The 16488-nt window shown below is 60.9% G+C and carries 12 protein-coding genes and 1 pseudogene; 8 read left to right on the plus strand and 5 right to left on the minus strand.

Annotated elements, in window-relative coordinates:
- Positions 1 to 4: 4 nt before the first annotated feature.
- Positions 5 to 541 (minus strand): retropepsin-like aspartic peptidase RloA, encoded by a 537-nt coding sequence (gene rloA, locus PseuLF5_RS10860; RefSeq protein ID WP_007916436.1) that lies wholly within the window; start codon positions 539 to 541, stop codon positions 5 to 7.
- Between the two features lie 336 nt (positions 542 to 877).
- Between rloA and PseuLF5_RS10865 the strand changes: the two genes are divergently transcribed.
- The 6 genes from PseuLF5_RS10865 to prpD all read left to right on the plus strand — a co-directional run bounded on the left by PseuLF5_RS10865 (position 878) and on the right by prpD (position 9483).
- Complete coding sequence (locus PseuLF5_RS10865) at positions 878 to 1600, plus strand: GntR family transcriptional regulator (protein WP_174377155.1); 723 nt, start codon at positions 878 to 880, stop codon at positions 1598 to 1600.
- Entirely contained in the window at positions 1597 to 2490 is an 894-nt protein-coding gene (prpB, locus tag PseuLF5_RS10870; RefSeq protein ID WP_123463664.1) for a methylisocitrate lyase, read from the plus strand. Before PseuLF5_RS10865 ends, prpB begins: the two co-directional genes overlap by 4 nt.
- 146 nt (positions 2491 to 2636) lie before the next feature.
- The gene (prpC, locus tag PseuLF5_RS10875; RefSeq protein WP_128615305.1) at positions 2637 to 3764 is read left to right on the plus strand and encodes a bifunctional 2-methylcitrate synthase/citrate synthase; all 1128 of its coding nucleotides are present in this window, start codon (positions 2637 to 2639) and stop codon (positions 3762 to 3764) included.
- Between the two features lie 206 nt (positions 3765 to 3970).
- Entirely contained in the window at positions 3971 to 6565 is a 2595-nt protein-coding gene (gene acnD, locus PseuLF5_RS10880; RefSeq protein ID WP_340133488.1) for a Fe/S-dependent 2-methylisocitrate dehydratase AcnD, read from the plus strand.
- Between the two features lie 53 nt (positions 6566 to 6618).
- Entirely contained in the window at positions 6619 to 7809 is a 1191-nt protein-coding gene (prpF, locus tag PseuLF5_RS10885; RefSeq protein WP_123463657.1) for a 2-methylaconitate cis-trans isomerase PrpF, read from the plus strand.
- A gap of 189 nt (positions 7810 to 7998) precedes the next feature.
- Complete coding sequence (prpD, locus tag PseuLF5_RS10890; RefSeq protein ID WP_340133489.1) at positions 7999 to 9483, plus strand: 2-methylcitrate dehydratase; 1485 nt, start codon at positions 7999 to 8001, stop codon at positions 9481 to 9483.
- Between the two features lie 24 nt (positions 9484 to 9507).
- Here the strand turns inward: prpD and PseuLF5_RS10895 are convergent.
- From PseuLF5_RS10895 to PseuLF5_RS10905, 3 genes and pseudogenes are all read right to left on the minus strand, one after another.
- Positions 9508 to 9642 (minus strand): annotated as a pseudogene (locus tag PseuLF5_RS10895) (AAA-associated domain-containing protein); the annotation flags it as partial.
- A gap of 51 nt (positions 9643 to 9693) precedes the next feature.
- Positions 9694 to 10446, minus strand: a complete 753-nt coding sequence (locus PseuLF5_RS10900; protein WP_340133490.1) for an alanyl-tRNA editing protein — start codon at positions 10444 to 10446, stop codon at positions 9694 to 9696.
- A 33-nt stretch (positions 10447 to 10479) separates the two neighbouring features.
- On the minus strand, positions 10480 to 11400 hold the full coding sequence (locus PseuLF5_RS10905) for a DMT family transporter (protein WP_340133492.1): 921 nt from the start codon (positions 11398 to 11400) through the stop codon (positions 10480 to 10482).
- Positions 11401 to 11491: 91 nt separating this feature from the next.
- Here PseuLF5_RS10905 and PseuLF5_RS10910 point away from each other — a divergent pair, with 91 nt between their 5' ends.
- Positions 11492 to 12901 (plus strand): aminotransferase-like domain-containing protein, encoded by a 1410-nt coding sequence (locus tag PseuLF5_RS10910; RefSeq protein WP_340133494.1) that lies wholly within the window; start codon positions 11492 to 11494, stop codon positions 12899 to 12901.
- 121 nt (positions 12902 to 13022) lie between these two features.
- On the opposite strand, the gene ppsR is transcribed toward PseuLF5_RS10910, so the two are convergent.
- Positions 13023 to 13841, minus strand: coding sequence for a posphoenolpyruvate synthetase regulatory kinase/phosphorylase PpsR (gene ppsR, locus PseuLF5_RS10915; protein ID WP_123463647.1), 819 nt, complete (start codon positions 13839 to 13841; stop codon positions 13023 to 13025).
- Between the two features lie 174 nt (positions 13842 to 14015).
- Here ppsR and ppsA point away from each other — a divergent pair, with 174 nt between their 5' ends.
- Complete coding sequence (gene ppsA / locus PseuLF5_RS10920; protein ID WP_123463645.1) at positions 14016 to 16391, plus strand: phosphoenolpyruvate synthase; 2376 nt, start codon at positions 14016 to 14018, stop codon at positions 16389 to 16391.
- Positions 16392 to 16488: the final 97 nt, after the last annotated feature.

Genomic DNA, 16488 nt, shown 5'->3' on the forward strand with positions numbered 1-16488 from the left:
GAAATTACTCGGCGGTATGAGCGGCGATGGTGCAGGCGGGTTTGCCGGCAGCGTATTTAAGACTGGGATCGACCAGCGCATCGAAGCGTTTCAGCGCCTCGGAGCCAATCAAAAGCGGATATTGGAACGCACTACGGTCGGTCAGGTTCACTTCGATGCTGCGCAAAGCCGAACCCATGCAGATGTCCAGCTCGATGACCGGGCGGGCAGTGTACTTTTTGCCTTCTTCCGGGTCGTAGTCGCCGGCGCGGCGCTTGATCTTGCTGACCCGCGCCAGCGGCCGTTCGATCGGGTGCGAATGCGCGGCGTCGATCGCCAGATAAAAGCGTACCCACGACTCGCCGTTGCGTTTGAAGCGTTTGATGTCGCGGGCGCTCAGTGATGCGGTTTTCGCACCGGTGTCGAGTTTGGCCGCGACTTCCAGATTGATGCCATCGAGCGACGCGTATTCGTTAAGGCCGTACACGGTTTTTTCCCCCGCTGCGGCGAGGCCGGGCAGGCAAAACAGAGCAAAAAAGGTGGGGAAGGGCTTGAGTCTCATAAATCCTGGTGCGCAGCGTTCCGTTCTCGGTTCAAGGGCTTGGCAGCAGGCTTTCCTGCCTGCGCCAGCACCTTCGTGTGCCTATCAGCTTTTTATGACAAGCCGTACAAATGGCCAGCAAATGCGGGCGGCATTCTAGCACGGTGGTTTTATGGCGCCAGCGCCTGCGGCGGTCTATAACCCTGGGGTTCCTGCTCCCACAGGTGATTGGCTGATCACAAGGACCATTGGCTGTGGTTATTAGACGATTGTCGACAATGTGTATTTATCCTTTGACGGATGCGGGTGAATTGGCTAGTTTTTGCCGCATTGGATTTAAAGGTGTCGACAATCATGCTGGATCAACTCGATCCCCCGGTCATCAGCGGCGACGATTCCGAGACGCTCTCGGAAAACGTCTTCCGACGCATCCAGGCGGCCATCGTCAAGGGTGAGATCGCCCCGGGCAGCAAGATCTCCGAGCCGGAGCTGGCGCGCACCTACGGCATCAGCCGCGGGCCGCTGCGTGAGGCCATTCATCGGCTCGAAGGCCAGCGCCTGCTGGTGCGGGTACCGCACGTCGGCGCACGAGTGGTGTCGCTCAGCCACGCCGAACTGCTCGAACTCTATGAAATACGCGAGTCCCTCGAAGGCATGGCCTGCCGTCTGGCGGCCGAACGCATGAGCGTCGAAGACATCGACGAACTGCGCCGGGTGCTGGAAACCCATGAGCGCGATGCGGCGTTTCAGGCCGGCGTCGGCTACTACCAGCAGGAAGGCGATTTCGACTTCCATTACCGGATCATCCAAGGCAGCGGCAATCGCACCCTGACCCAGATGCTCTGCGGCGAGTTGTACCAACTGGTGCGCATGTACCGCATCCAGTTTTCCACCACGCCGAACCGCCCGCGTCAGGCCTTTGCCGAACACCACCGGATTCTCGATGCCATCGCCGACCGTGACGGCGAGCTCGCGGAATTGTTGATGCGCCGCCACATCGGCGCCTCGAAACGCAACATCGCCCGTCATTACCAGGACGGCGCCGACAATAAGACAGCCACTGAACGAGGTGAGTCATGAGTTCCAAGCAGAACACTCCAGGCCAGCGTTTCCGCGATGCGGTCGCCAGCGAGCATCCCTTGCAAGTGGTCGGCGCGATCAACGCCAACCACGCGCTGCTGGCCAAGCGTGCCGGCTTCAAAGCGATCTACCTGTCCGGTGGCGGCGTCGCTGCAGGTTCGCTCGGTGTGCCGGACCTGGGCATCACCGGCCTGGATGACGTGCTGACCGACGTGCGTCGTATCACCGATGTCTGCGACCTGCCGCTGCTGGTGGATGTGGATACCGGTTTCGGTTCGTCGGCGTTCAACGTGGCGCGCACCGTCAAGTCGATGATCAAGTTCGGCGCGGCGGCGATTCACATCGAAGACCAGGTCGGTGCCAAGCGCTGCGGCCACCGTCCGAACAAGGAAATCGTCAGCCAGCAGGAAATGGTCGATCGCATCAAGGCCGCCGTCGATGCCCGTACCGACGACAGCTTCGTGATCATGGCACGTACCGATGCGCTCGCGGTGGAAGGCCTGGAATCGGCTCTGGATCGCGCCGCTGCGTGCATCGAGGCGGGCGCCGACATGATCTTCCCGGAAGCCATCACCGAACTGGAGATGTACAAACTGTTCGCCAGCCGCGTGAAGGCACCGATCCTCGCCAACATCACCGAGTTCGGCGCGACGCCGCTGTACACCACCGAGCAGCTTGCGGGAGCGGATGTGTCGCTGGTGCTGTACCCGCTGTCGGCGTTCCGCGCGATGAACAAGGCGGCGGAAAACGTCTACACCGCGATCCGCCGCGACGGCACGCAGCAGAATGTCATCGACACCATGCAGACTCGCATGGAGCTTTACGACCGCATCGACTACCACACCTTCGAGCAGAAGCTCGATGCGTTGTTTGCACAAAAGAAAGGCTGACCAACACCCCTGTGGGAGCGAGCCTGCTCGCGATGGGCGTTAACGATAACGCGGTGTTCCTGATGTGCCGAGGTGTTCCAGCCACCTTCGCGAGCAGGCTCGCTCCTACAAGTTTCCCTACAAATTCAAGAAGATTGGAGACAGCAATGGCCGAAGCAAAAGTACTCAGTGGCGCCGGGCTCCGTGGCCAGGTGGCCGGGCAAACCGCACTGTCCACCGTGGGCCAGGCCGGTGCCGGGCTGACCTATCGCGGCTACGACGTGCGTGAACTGGCGGCAGACGCGCAGTTCGAAGAAGTGGCTTACCTGCTGCTGTACGGAGAGCTGCCGACCCAGGCACAACTCGACGCCTACCAGCAAAAGCTGAGCAAGCTGCGCGACCTGCCGCAAGCACTGAAAGAGGTGCTCGAACGCATTCCCGCCGACGCCCACCCGATGGACGTGATGCGCACCGGTTGCTCGTTCCTCGGCAATATCGAGCCGGAGAAAGACTTCTCCGAACAGCGCGACAAGACCGACCGCCTGCTGGCCGCGTTCCCGGCGATCATGTGCTACTGGTATCGCTTCAGCCACGACGGCAAGCGCATCAACTGCGTCAGCGACGAGCCGACCATCGGCGGCCACTTCCTGCACCTGCTGCACGACAAGAAGCCAAGTGAACTCCACGTCAAAGTGATGAACGTGTCGCTGATTCTTTACGCCGAACATGAATTCAACGCCTCGACCTTTACCGCGCGCGTTTGCGCGTCGACCCTGTCTGACCTGTATTCCTGCGTCACGGCTGCCATCGGTTCGCTGCGCGGCCCGCTGCACGGCGGCGCCAACGAAGCGGCGATGGAGATGATCGAACGCTTCTCGTCGCCGGAAGAGGCGATCAAGGGCACCCTCGGCATGCTTGAGCGCAAGGACAAGATCATGGGCTTCGGCCACGCGATCTATAAGGACAGCGATCCGCGCAACGAGGTGATCAAGGGCTGGTCGAAAAAACTCGCTGACGAAGTCGGTGACAAGGTGTTGTTCCCGGTCTCCGAAGCCATCGACAAGACCATGTGGGAGCAGAAGAAACTGTTCCCCAACGCCGACTTCTACCATGCCTCGGCGTACCACTTCATGGGCATCCCGACCAAGCTGTTCACGCCGATCTTCGTCTGCTCGCGCCTGACCGGCTGGGCCGCCCACGTGTTCGAACAGCGCGCCAACAACCGCATCATCCGTCCGAGCGCCGAGTACATCGGCGTAGAACAGCGCAAGTTCGTGCCAATCGAACGTCGCTGAATGGTGAGGGCCGATCACTAATCTCGATGTTCACCGAAGACCCTGTGGGAGCTGGCTTGCCAGCGATGACCGAGTCACATCCAACATTGATGTCGACTGACCCACCGCTATCGCTGGCAAGCCAGCTCCCACAGGGTTCAGTGTGAATTTCAAGGTCAGTGTCCGGCCCCACCTCTTGAAACCACCGTGACCCGAGTCCTGACCCGATGAACACAGCATTCCGCAAGAACCTGCCCGGCAGTTCCCTGGATTACTTCGACGTCCGTGCGGCGGTCGAGGCGATTCAGCCCGGCAGCTACGACACCCTGCCGTACACCTCCCGCGTGTTGGCGGAAAACCTCGTGCGTCGCTGCGATCCGGCCACGCTCACCGATTCCCTCAAACAACTGATCGAGCGTAAACGCGACCTCGACTTCCCGTGGTTCCCGGCGCGCGTGGTGTGCCACGACATTCTTGGCCAGACCGCACTGGTCGACCTCGCCGGCCTGCGTGACGCGATCGCCTTGCAGGGCGGTGACCCGGCGCAGGTCAACCCGGTGGTGCCGACGCAACTGATCGTCGACCACTCGCTGGCAGTGGAAGCGGGCGGTTTCGACAAGCAGGCGTTCGAGAAGAACCGCGCCATCGAAGACCGGCGCAACGAAGACCGTTTCCACTTCATCAACTGGACCAAAAAGGCCTTCAAGAACGTTGATGTGATCCCGCCAGGCAACGGCATCATGCACCAGATCAACCTGGAGAAAATGTCCCCGGTGATTCAGGTGCGCGATGGCGTGGCGTTCCCTGACACCTGCGTCGGCACCGACAGCCACACCCCGCACGTCGATGCGCTGGGCGTGATCGCCATCGGCGTCGGCGGCCTCGAAGCCGAAAGCGTGATGCTCGGCCGCGCCTCGTGGATGCGCCTGCCGGAAAGCGTCGGCGTCGAACTGACCGGCAAGCTGCAACCGGGCATCACCGCCACCGACATGGTGCTGGCGCTGACCGAATACCTGCGCAAACAGAAAGTCGTCGGCGCATGGCTGGAGTTCTTCGGCGAAGGTGCGTCGGCGCTGACCCTCGGCGACCGCGCGACCATCTCCAACATGGCCCCGGAATACGGCGCCACTGCGGCGATGTTCTACATCGACCAGCAGACCATCGACTACCTGAAACTCACCGGTCGCGAAGATCAGCAAGTGCAACTGGTCGAGCAGTACGCCAAGCTCAACGGCCTGTGGGCCGACAGCCTGAAAGGCGCGCAATACGAGCGCGGCCTGACGTTCGACCTGTCGTCGGTGGTGCGCAACATGGCCGGCCCGAGCAACCCGCACGCCCGCGTCGCGGTGGCGGATCTGGCGGCCAAAGGCATCTCCGGGCAGTGGGATGACGTGCCGGGGCAAATGCCTGACGGCGCAGTGATCATCGCCGCCATCACCAGTTGCACCAACACCAGCAACCCGCGCAACGTGATTGCCGCCGGCCTGCTGGCGCGCAATGCCAACAAACTCGGCCTGACCCGCAAGCCGTGGGTCAAATCCTCGCTGGCGCCGGGCTCGAAAACCGTCGCGCTGTACCTCGATGAAGCGGGGCTGACCACGGAGCTGGAACAGCTCGGTTTCGGTGTCGTCGCGTTCGCCTGCACCACCTGCAACGGCATGTCCGGCGCACTCGATCCGGTGATTCAGCAAGAGATCATCGACCGCGATCTTTACGCGACTGCAGTGCTCTCCGGTAATCGTAACTTCGACGGCCGCATTCACCCGTACGCCAAGCAGGCGTTCCTCGCTTCGCCGCCGCTGGTGGTCGCTTACGCCATTGCCGGCACCATCCGTTTCGACATCGAGAAGGACGTGCTGGGCGTGGTCGACGGCAAGGAAATCCGCCTGAAAGACATCTGGCCGAGCGACGAAGAAATCGACGCGGTGGTGAAGTCGTCGGTGAAGCCGGAGCAGTTCCGTCAGGTCTACATTCCGATGTTCGCCGTTCACGAAGACACTGGCCCGAAAGTCACACCGCTGTACGACTGGCGCGAGATGAGCACCTACATCCGCCGTCCGCCGTACTGGGAAGGCGCGCTGGCCGGGGCCCGTCCGCTCAAGGGCATGCGCCCGCTGGCGGTGCTGCCGGACAACATCACCACCGATCACCTGTCGCCCTCCAACGCGATCATGCTCGACAGCGCCGCTGGCGAATACCTGGCGAAAATGGGCCTGCCGGAAGAGGACTTCAACTCCTACGCCACGCACCGGGGTGACCACCTGACTGCGCAACGCGCGACCTTTGCCAACCCGAAACTGTTCAATGAAATGGTCGTGGAAAACGGCAAGGTCAAACAGGGTTCCCTGGCGCGAGTGGAGCCGGAAGGCAAAGTGATGCGCATGTGGGAAGCCATCGAAACCTATATGGAGCGCAAGCAGCCGCTGATCATCATTGCCGGTGCCGATTACGGTCAGGGTTCGTCCCGCGACTGGGCGGCCAAGGGCGTGCGTCTGGCAGGCGTCGAAGCGATCGTCGCCGAAGGTTTCGAGCGCATCCACCGCACCAACCTGGTGGGCATGGGGGTGTTGCCGCTGGAGTTCAAATCCGGCACCGACCGCCACACCCTGGCCATCGACGGCAGCGAAACCTACGACGTGATCGGCGCCCGCACGCCACGCGCCGACCTGACGCTGGTGATCCATCGCAACAACGGCGAGCGTGTCGAAGTGCCGGTGACCTGTCGCCTCGATACCGCTGAAGAAGTGTCGATCTATGAGGCCGGCGGCGTGTTGCAGCGCTTCGCCCAGGACTTCCTCGAAGAGTCGGCGGCTGCCGTTTAAACCAGTTAAGCGACCAAGGGATGATTTGTCCCTTGGTTCTTTGAGGAGCAACCATGGCTCACGCACCACAGATCAAAATCCCCGCCACCTACATGCGCGGCGGTACCAGCAAAGGCGTGTTTTTCAGCCTCAAGGATCTGCCTGAAGCCGCGCAGATTCCCGGCCCGGCCCGCGACGCCTTGCTGCTGCGTGTGATCGGCAGTCCCGACCCGTACGACAAGCAGATCGACGGCATGGGCGGTGCCACCTCGAGCACCAGCAAAACCGTGATCCTGTCGAAAAGCATCAAGGCCGATCACGACGTCGATTACCTGTTCGGTCAGGTGTCCATCGACAAGCCGTTCGTGGACTGGAGCGGCAACTGCGGCAACCTCTCGGCGGCGGTCGGTTCGTTCGCCATCAGCCATGGTCTGGTCGATGCCAGCCGCATTCCGTACAACGGCGTGGCGGTGGTGCGCGTGTGGCAGGCCAACATCGGCAAGACCATCATCGCTCACGTGCCGATCACCAACGGTGAGGTGCAGGAAACCGGTGATTTCGAACTCGACGGCGTGACTTTTCCGGCGGCCGAAGTGCAGGTTGAATTCATGGACCCGGCGGCGGAAGAAGAGGGCGGCGGCGGTTCGATGTTCCCCACCGGCAACCTGGTCGATCAGCTTGAGGTGCCGGGCGTTGGCACGTTCCAGGCGACTATGATCAACGCCGGGATCCCGACGATTTTCGTCAACGCCGAAGACATCGGCTACACCGGTACCGAGCTGCAAAGCGCGATCAACAGCGATCCGAAAGCGCTGCAGATGTTCGAAACCATCCGCGCCTACGGTGCGCTGCGCATGGGCCTGATTTCCAGTCTGGATGAGGCAGCCAAGCGGCAGCACACGCCGAAAGTCGCGTTCGTCGCCAAGCCTGCGGATTACGTTGCGTCCAGTGGCAAGGCGATTGCGGCCGCTGATGTGGATTTGCTGGTGCGTGCGCTGTCGATGGGCAAGTTGCACCACGCGATGATGGGCACGGCGGCGGTGGCGATCGGCACGGCGGCGGCGATTTCCGGGACACTGGTGAATCTCGCAGCGGGTGGCGTTGAACGCAACGCCGTGCGTTTCGGTCATCCGTCCGGGACTCTGCGCGTCGGCGCCGAGGCCAGTCTGGAAAACGGTGAGTGGGTGGTGAAGAAAGCCATCATGAGCCGCAGTGCGCGGGTGCTGATGGAAGGCTACGTGCGCATCCCCGGCGACTCTTTCTGAGCCAACACCGAACCAAACTGCAGGAGTGAGCCTGCTCGCGATAGTGGACTGACATTCAACGTCAACGTTGCCTGACACACCGCCATCGCGAGCAGGCTCACTCCTGCAGTGGATTGCATTTCAACCATAAGAAAACAGTTAGCCCTGAACCGAGGTCCCATCAACGAACACTGCCAGAGTGAATCGAACATGAGCGCCAACGTCGACCTGAACAACCGCCCCGACTACGACCGTGTCCTGCAGGACATCGCCGATTACGTCCTCACCTTCAACATCGAATCTGCCGAAGCCCTCGCCACCGCCCGCAACTGCCTGATGGATACCCTGGGCTGTGGCCTGCTGGCGCTGCGTTTTCCCGAATGCACCAAACACCTTGGCCCGCTCGTCGAAGGCACCGTCGTGCCGTTCGGCGCGCGCGTGCCCGGTACGTCGTATCGCCTCGATCCGGTAAAAGCCGCGTGGGACATCGGCTGCATCGTGCGCTGGCTCGATTACAACGACACCTGGCTCGCGGCCGAATGGGGGCATCCGTCGGACAACCTCGGCGGGATTCTCGCGGTGGCCGATCATCTGTCGCAAAAGCGCATTGCCAATGGTGAGGCACCGCTGACAATGCGTGACGTGCTCGAAGCGATGATCATGGCCCATGAGATTCAAGGCGTGATCGCCCTGGAAAACGCCTTCAACCGCGTCGGACTCGACCACGTTCTGCTGGTGAAAGTCGCTTCGACCGCCGTCACCGCGAAACTGATGGGTGCCAATCGCGAGCAATTGTTGTCGGCGTTGTCCCATGCCTTCGCCGATGGCCAGGCGCTGCGCACCTATCGCCACGCGCCAAATGCCGGTTCGCGCAAATCCTGGGCGGCAGGGGATGCAACCAGTCGTGGCGTTCGTCTGGCCGACATCGCCCTGAGAGGTGAGATGGGCATTCCCGGGGTGTTGACGGCCAAACAGTGGGGCTTCTATGACGTGTCGTTCAGCCACACCAATAACGATCTGGCGCTCAAGCCTGAGAACAGGCGCGCCTTCATTTTCTCGCGACCCTACGGCAGCTATGTCATGGAAAACGTGCTGTTCAAGATCAGCTTCCCCGCCGAGTTCCACGCGCAAACGGCCTGCGAAGCGGCGGTGGCATTGCATCCGTTGGTGCGCAACCGCTTGCATGACATCGACCGCATCGTCATCACCACCCACGAGTCGGCGATTCGCATCATTTCCAAGGTCGGGCCGCTGGCCAACGCCGCCGACCGCGATCACTGCCTCCAGTACATGACCGCCGTGCCACTGGCATTCGGCAATCTGGTGGCCGAGCATTACGAGGACGACTTCCACGCCGCGCACCCGATCATCGACGTGCTGCGCGAGAAGATGGTCATCGTCGAAGACCCGCGTTTCACCCGCGAGTATCTGGAGCCCGACAAGCGCTCGATTGCCAACGCGGTACAGGTGTTTTTCAAGGACGGTTCCAGCACCGAGAACGTGGTGGTCGAATATCCGATCGGCCACCGTCGCCGTCGTGCCGAAGGCATTCCGTTACTGGAAGACAAGTTCAAGGCCAACCTGGCAACGCGCTTCACCGGTCAGCGCAGCCACCAGATCTTCGCCCTGTGCAAGGATCAGCCAATGCTCGAAGCCACCCCGGTCAATCGCTTTGTCGATCTGTTTGTGCTTTAGGTGCAGCACCAGAGGTGCCGAGGGCTAAAGGCTGCCCTCGACATCTTCCAGGCTGAACGTTTCGGTGTGGTCGTCGTAGGAGAAAATCTCCGCATAACGACCCCAGGCGATCACCACTTTCAGGGTTTTCTCGACGAAAGCTTCGGTCAGCGAATCTTTCCAGATGTTACAAGGACGTAAAGACTGTGTCGGTTTTGAGTGAAGAAATTCTCATCCAGAGGATGCCGCGTCATCGGCGGCAAAACGCAGGATCACCCGGCGGTTGTGTTGGCTTTTCTTCTCGATTTTTTCGCAATACACCCGGCCGATTTCGCGGGTATTGAGCACGTGTGTGCCGCCACACGGCTGAACGTCAATGCCCGCCACTTCAATCACCCGCAGATCGCCCTGGATCGCCGCTGGCCGGGTGGTCTTGCTGCCGATCCTTTCCAGCAGCGCAGGATATTCCGCAGCCGGCAGGCTCAGGACGTTGACCGCGCAGGCCTGTTCGATCAGCGCGTTGAGATCGTGGGTGATGCGGTCCTTGTCGAGGGTCATGTCCGGCAGGTCGAAATCCAGCCGGCCCTTGTCGGCGCTGATGCTGCAACCGGTGACCGGTGCATTGATCAGCGCGCCCAGCAGATGCAGGCAAGTGTGCATTTTCATGTGCTGGTAACGCCGCTGCCAGTCGAGGCTGGCGTTGAGCAGGGTGCCGACGCCAAGGTGCGGCGGACATTGCGCCACCTGATGCCAGATGATCGACGGCAGCGCCGGGTCGCGCAGGGTGCCCGTGACATCAATCCGGGTACCGTCCGCGAGGCTGAAGTGGCCGCTGTCTCCCGGCTGCCCGCCACCGCTGGGATAGAACAGCGTATGTTCGAGCACCACAGCCTGATCGACCACAGCGATCACCCGCGCGCTGAAATCGCGCCGATAAGGTTCTGCGTTAAACAGGCTCAGGGTTTCCAGGGTGTGGACCGACATTTGAACCTCCGATGTTCAATGATTGGGGGCGGATCAGCGTTTAAGCGGCAGCTTGGTGATCGCGAAACCGGCGAGCAGGATTGCCGAGTACAGCATCAGGTCCCGGGAGATCGGCGTGCCTTCGTACCAGGCGCCGATGAGCAGGGCGAACACCGGGAAGATGATGAACACGAACGACAGCAGCACCGGGCTCAGGCGTTTGAGCAGGATGAAATACACGATAAAGCCGCCTACCGACGCCACCATTCCGAGGTAGAGCAGGGCGCCCCAGGAGCGTGCGCTGATGTCCTTGAAGACCGGTGTTTCCAGGTTTAATCCGACAATCAATAACATCACTCCGGCGATGCCGATCGGCAGGGTGTTGTAGGTGATCACGCTGATTGCGCTGCCGTGTTGCTTGGTCATCACGTAGCACAGCGCATGCAGGATCGCCGCGCACAGAATCGCCAGCACGCCGAGCCATTCCGCTTGATCCAGATGCAGGCCCTGGCTACGAATGATCATGTACAGGCTGGCGAAACCGATGGCGATACCAAGCATTTGTGTCGGGAGGATTTTCTCGCGCAGAAACAGCGAGGAAAACACCAGGATAAACACCGGCATGCAGCTGAACAGCAGCGCGGTCAGGCCCGACGAAACATGCAACTCGCCGTAGTTGAGCAAGTAGTACGGCAGGCTGAAATACGACAGCGTGACAAACAGGAAAAACCAGCGGCTTTGCCGTGGGAACAGCAGCGGCTCCTTGCGCCACACGGCAAAGCTCAGGAACAGCGGAAAGGCAATCAGAAAACGCAGGCCAGCAGCCGTCAGCGGCGGCACACTTTCCACGGCAATCTTGATCCCCAGCCAGGTGGTACCCCAGCTCAGGCAGACGATCAGAAACAGCGTGCAGGTGAACAATCCGGCGAGCCAGGGTTTGCTCGCATTCAATGGCGTGCTGATGACAGTCGACATGCATTGTGCTCCGCAGCAGAGGAATTGACCTCGTGGGTGAAAAGGGCTATCCCTGATTGCACCTGTTTTCAGCACGCTATTCGGGGTGACAATGACTGTCAAAATAAGTATTGCCACGGTGTCAATCCTGCGTGACGGTCTCGCCAATGGCGTCGGCGTGAAGTACAAGCGGCTGGCGGATGCGGTGGAACGCGCCCTAGCCGAAGGCGTGATCGCCGCCGGCGCGAAATTGCCGCCGCACAGGCTGTTGGCAGACAGCCTGGGTGTGACCATCGGCACCATCAGTCGCGCTTATGGCGAGCTGGAGCGGGTTGGGCGGGTGGTGGCGCGTGTCGGCGATGGCACTTACGTGCGTGAGCGCGGCCTGGAGCGTTTGCGGGACAAGGGGTTTCGCAATGTCAGCGAAGAGCCGCGGGCCTGCTTCGACATGAGTCGGAATCAGCCAATTCCCGGGCAGGAAAGCGCGTTCATGAGTCTGACGCTGCAGGCGTTGGCCAACGATTCGCACAGCTTGCAGCAGTTGACCGGGTACACCGCCGAAAGCGGCTTGCCCCGACATCGGCAGGCGGGGGCTTACTGGCTGAGTCATGGGGCATTTCAGGCGGATGCCAACCAGGTGCTGTGCGTCAACGGTGGTCAGCACGGACTGCTGTGCGCTTTGATGGGCTTGCTCAAGGCCGGTGACACCGTGGTCACCGAGCATCTTTCCTACCCGGGGTTGATCAGCGTCGCACGCCAACTCGGGATCAAACTGATCGGCGTCGCCATGGATGCTGAAGGCTTGTTGCCGTCAGCGCTGGAGGACGTCTGCCGACAGCATCGGGTGTCGGCATTGTATTGCACGCCTACCATCCAGAATCCTACGGCGGCGGTGATGTCGGTGCCACGGCGCGAAGCCATTGCCGAAATCTGCCGGCAACACAATCTGCTGATTTTCGAGGACGAGGCGCATGCGCTGCTGGATCGCCAGCGACCGTTGCCCCTGAGTGCGTTTGCCGCAGAACGCTCGGTGCTGATCGGGAGCCTGAGCAAAGTAGTTTCGGCCGGGCTGCGTGTCGGTTACCTGCACGCGCCGCACGCGTTGCTCGGGCGATTGAATTCAGCCATTCGCGGGACGTGCTGGATGGCCAATCCGTTGGCAATGGAAGTGGCCTGCCGCTGGATCGAAAGCGGTATTGCCACCCAACTGCTCAACGAACAAATCAGTGAAATCGGCCGGCGCAAGGCGTTGGTCAGCCCCGCACTGACCGACCTGGTGTACCGGACTCACGTCCACAGCCCGCATTTCTGGATCGAAGTGCCAGAGGCATGGCGCGCGTCGCAGATTGCGGCGGAACTGAAGGAGAACAGTTATTTGGTGTCCACCGCCGAGGCGTTTGCGGTCGGGCATGCCGCAGTGCCGCAGTTTATTCGGGCGAGTGTGTGCAATTCGGTGGGGGATGATCGGTTGTTGCTCGGCGGGTTCGAGGCCCTGGCCAGGGCATTGACCGAGACCGTGTAATCGTTCATCGCGGGCAAGCCCGCTCCCACAGGGTTTTGGGCGCCTGCAGGTTTTGTATTCACAACAAAGCCCTGTGGGAGCGTGGCTTGCCCGCGATGGCGTCTTGTCAGACACGGCAAAACTACTTGAAGCGCCGCTCCACACCTTTCTCCACCAGAATCTTCGCCGAAATCTCTTCCACCGAAAAATGCGTGGAGTTGATGTGCGGAATGTTCTCGCGGCGGAACAGGTTTTCCACTTCGCGCACTTCGAATTCGCACTGGGCGTAGCTCGAATAGCGGCTGTTGGGCTTGCGCTCGTTGCGGATTGCGGTGAGGCGATCCGGGTCGATGGTCAGGCCGAACAGCTTGTGCTGGTGGGCGCGCAGCGCGGACGGCAGGGTCAGGCGCTCCATGTCGTCTTCGGTCAGCGGATAGTTGGCGGCGCGGATGCCGAATTGCATCGCCATGTACAGACACGTCGGCGTCTTACCACAACGCGACACGCCCACTAGTATCAGGTCGGCCTTGTCGTAATAGTGGGTACGCGCGCCGTCGTCATTGTCGAGGGCGAAGTTCACCGCCTCGATGCGCTCCATGTAATTGGAGTTGTGCCCGATCGAATGGGACTTGCCGACGGTGTAGGACGAGTGCTCGGTCAGTTCCTGTTCGAGTGGGGCGAGGAAGGTCGAGAAAATGTCGATCATGAAACCATTGGAGGTCGCGAGAATCTCACGAATGTCCTGATTGACGATGGTGTCGAAGATAATCGGCCGAAAGCCGTCGGTTTCAGCGGCTTTGTTGATTTGTTGTACCATGGCCCGCGCTTTGTCCGCGTTGTCGATATACGGCCGCGTGAGCTTGGTGAAGGTAATGTTTTCGAACTGCGCCAGAAGGCTTTGACCCAGGGTTTCGGCGGTAATGCCGGTGCCATCGGAGATAAAGAAAGCAGATCGTTTCATTTGCACCTTAGGCCTTAAGCTAGTCATCAATCTTGGATATGATAGGCGCGATTTGTCGGCCGCCATTGGCCCGCATTCTCACTTATTTTCCAGGTCCAGGCCATACAACCGGCCAACGCTCCCCCGAGCTGCCGGTTTCTGAGCTTTTCCAACACAGTTAGTGGAGAGATCACCTTGGTAGAGTACGTAGTTTCCCTCGATAAGCTCGGCAAACACGATGTTGAGCATGTGGGGGGCAAGAACGCATCCCTGGGCGAGATGATCAGCAACCTGGCGGGTGCCGGTGTGTCGGTCCCCGGCGGCTTTGCCACCACCGCGCAGGCCTATCGCGACTTTCTCGAACTGAGCGGCCTCAACGATCAGATCCACAAGGCTCTCGACGCCCTGGACGTCGACGATGTCAATGCGCTGGCCAAGACCGGCGCGCAGATCCGCCAATGGATCATGGACGCCGAATTCCCTGAAAAACTGAACACCGAGATCCGCACCGCGTTCGCCGCGCTGTCGGCCGGTAACCCTGACGTGGCCGTGGCCGTGCGTTCTTCCGCCACCGCCGAAGACTTGCCGGATGCCTCGTTTGCCGGTCAGCAGGAAACCTTCCTGAACATCCGTGGCGTGGAAAACGTTATCCGCGCTGCCAAAGAGGTGTTCGCTTCGCTGTTCAACGACCGTGCGATTTCCTACCGCGTGCACCAGGGCTTCGACCACAAACTGGTCGCCCTGTCGGCTGGCGTGCAGCGCATGGTGCGTTCGGAAACCGGCACTGCCGGCGTGATGTTCACCCTCGATACCGAATCCGGTTTCCGTGATGTGGTGTTCATCACCGGCGCCTACGGCCTGGGCGAAACCGTTGTACAAGGCGCGGTGAACCCGGACGAATTCTACGTGCACAAGGGCACGCTGGAGGCCGGTCGTCCGGCGATCCTGCGGCGCAACCTGGGCAGCAAGGCGATCAAGATGATCTACGGCGACGAGGCCAAGGCCGGTCGTTCGGTCAAGACCGTCGATGTCGACAAGGCCGAGCGCGCGCGTTTCTGCCTGACCGACGCTGAAGTCAGCGAGCTGGCCAAGCAAGCGATGATCATCGAGAAGCACTATGGCTGCCCGATGGACATCGAGTGGGCCAAGGACGGTGACGACGGCAAGCTGTACATCGTGCAGGCCCGTCCGGAAACCGTGAAGAGCCGCACCCAGGCCAACGTCATGGAACGTTACCTGTTGAAAGAAACCGGCACCGTGCTGGTCGAAGGTCGTGCCATCGGCCAGCGCATCGGCGCCGGCAAAGTGCGCATCATCAAGGACGTGTCCGAGATGGACAAAGTCCAGCCGGGCGACGTCCTCGTGTCCGACATGACCGACCCGGACTGGGAACCGGTGATGAAACGCGCCAGCGCCATCGTCACCAACCGCGGCGGTCGTACCTGCCACGCAGCGATCATCGCTCGCGAGCTGGGCATTCCGGCAGTGGTCGGTTGCGGTAACGCCACCCAACTGCTGAAGGATGGCCAGGGCGTGACCGTGTCCTGCGCCGAAGGCGACACCGGGTACATCTTCGAAGGCGAACTGGGCTTCGACATCAAGAAAAACTCGGTTGACGCCATGCCGGAGCTGCCGTTCAAGATCATGATGAACGTCGGCAACCCGGACCGCGCCTTCGACTTCGCGCAGCTGCCGAACGCCGGTGTCGGCCTGGCCCGCCTGGAATTCATCATCAACCGCATGATCGGCGTCCACCCGAAAGCGCTGTTGAACTACGACGGTCTGCCACAAGAGATCAAGGACAGCGTCGACAAACGCATCGCCGGTTACGATGATCCGGTCGGTTTCTACGTCGAGAAACTGGTAGAAGGCATCAGCACCCTCGCGGCCGCTTTTGCGCCGAAGAAAGTCATCGTGCGCCTGTCGGACTTCAAGTCCAACGAATACGCCAACCTGATCGGCGGCAAGCTCTACGAGCCGGAAGAAGAAAACCCGATGCTGGGCTTCCGTGGCGCTTCGCGTTACATCAGCGAATCGTTCCGTGACTGCTTCGAACTCGAATGCCGCGCGCTGAAGCGTGTACGCAACGAGATGGGCCTGACCAACGTCGAAATCATGGTGCCGTTCGTCCGTACCCTCGGCGAAGCGAGCCAGGTTGTCGATCTGCTGGCCGAAAACGGCTTGAAGCGCGGCGACAACGGTCTGCGCGTGATCATGATGTGCGAATTGCCCTCCAACGCGATCCTTGCTGAGGAATTCCTCGAATTCTTCGACGGTTTCTCGATCGGTTCCAACGACCTGACTCAGCTGACACTGGGCCTGGACCGCGACTCCGGTATCATCGCGCACCTGTTCGACGAGCGTAATCCGGCGGTCAAGAAGCTGTTGGCCAATGCGATTGCTGCGTGCAACAAGGCCGGCAAATACATCGGTATCTGCGGTCAGGGCCCGTCCGACCACCCTGATCTGGCCAAGTGGCTGATGGAGCAGGGCATCGAAAGCGTGTCGCTGAACCCGGACACCGTGCTGGAAACCTGGTTCTTCCTGGCGGAAGGTCAGGCGCAGGCCTGATCAGTATGTGAACGGCCCGCTCCCTTAGGGGGGCGGAGCCTTGAAATTCAAGTAGGGCGGGCTCCTGTAGATGCCGCCCTTTTTTGTGCAAGAGCAT

Origin of the sequence: Pseudomonas sp. LF-5 (assembly GCF_037626295.1) — a bacterium.
In the GTDB taxonomy this organism is placed as follows: Bacteria; Pseudomonadota; Gammaproteobacteria; order Pseudomonadales; family Pseudomonadaceae; genus Aquipseudomonas; species Aquipseudomonas monsensis.

Bases quoted from the DNA above. Each gene is read 5' to 3' on its own strand.
- rloA (WP_007916436.1), bottom strand. From the start codon at position 541: ATGAGACTCAAGCCCTTCCCCACCTTTTTTGCTCTGTTTTGCCTGCCC.
- prpB (WP_123463664.1), top strand. From the start codon at position 1,597: ATGAGTTCCAAGCAGAACACTCCAGGCCAGCGTTTCCGCGATGCGGTC.
- prpC (WP_128615305.1), top strand. From the start codon at position 2,637: ATGGCCGAAGCAAAAGTACTCAGTGGCGCCGGGCTCCGTGGCCAGGTG.
- acnD (WP_340133488.1), top strand. From the start codon at position 3,971: ATGAACACAGCATTCCGCAAGAACCTGCCCGGCAGTTCCCTGGATTAC.
- prpF (WP_123463657.1), top strand. From the start codon at position 6,619: ATGGCTCACGCACCACAGATCAAAATCCCCGCCACCTACATGCGCGGC.
- prpD (WP_340133489.1), top strand. From the start codon at position 7,999: ATGAGCGCCAACGTCGACCTGAACAACCGCCCCGACTACGACCGTGTC.
- PseuLF5_RS10900 (WP_340133490.1), bottom strand. From the start codon at position 10,446: ATGTCGGTCCACACCCTGGAAACCCTGAGCCTGTTTAACGCAGAACCT.
- PseuLF5_RS10905 (WP_340133492.1), bottom strand. From the start codon at position 11,400: ATGTCGACTGTCATCAGCACGCCATTGAATGCGAGCAAACCCTGGCTC.
- PseuLF5_RS10910 (WP_340133494.1), top strand. From the start codon at position 11,492: ATGACTGTCAAAATAAGTATTGCCACGGTGTCAATCCTGCGTGACGGT.
- ppsR (WP_123463647.1), bottom strand. From the start codon at position 13,841: ATGAAACGATCTGCTTTCTTTATCTCCGATGGCACCGGCATTACCGCC.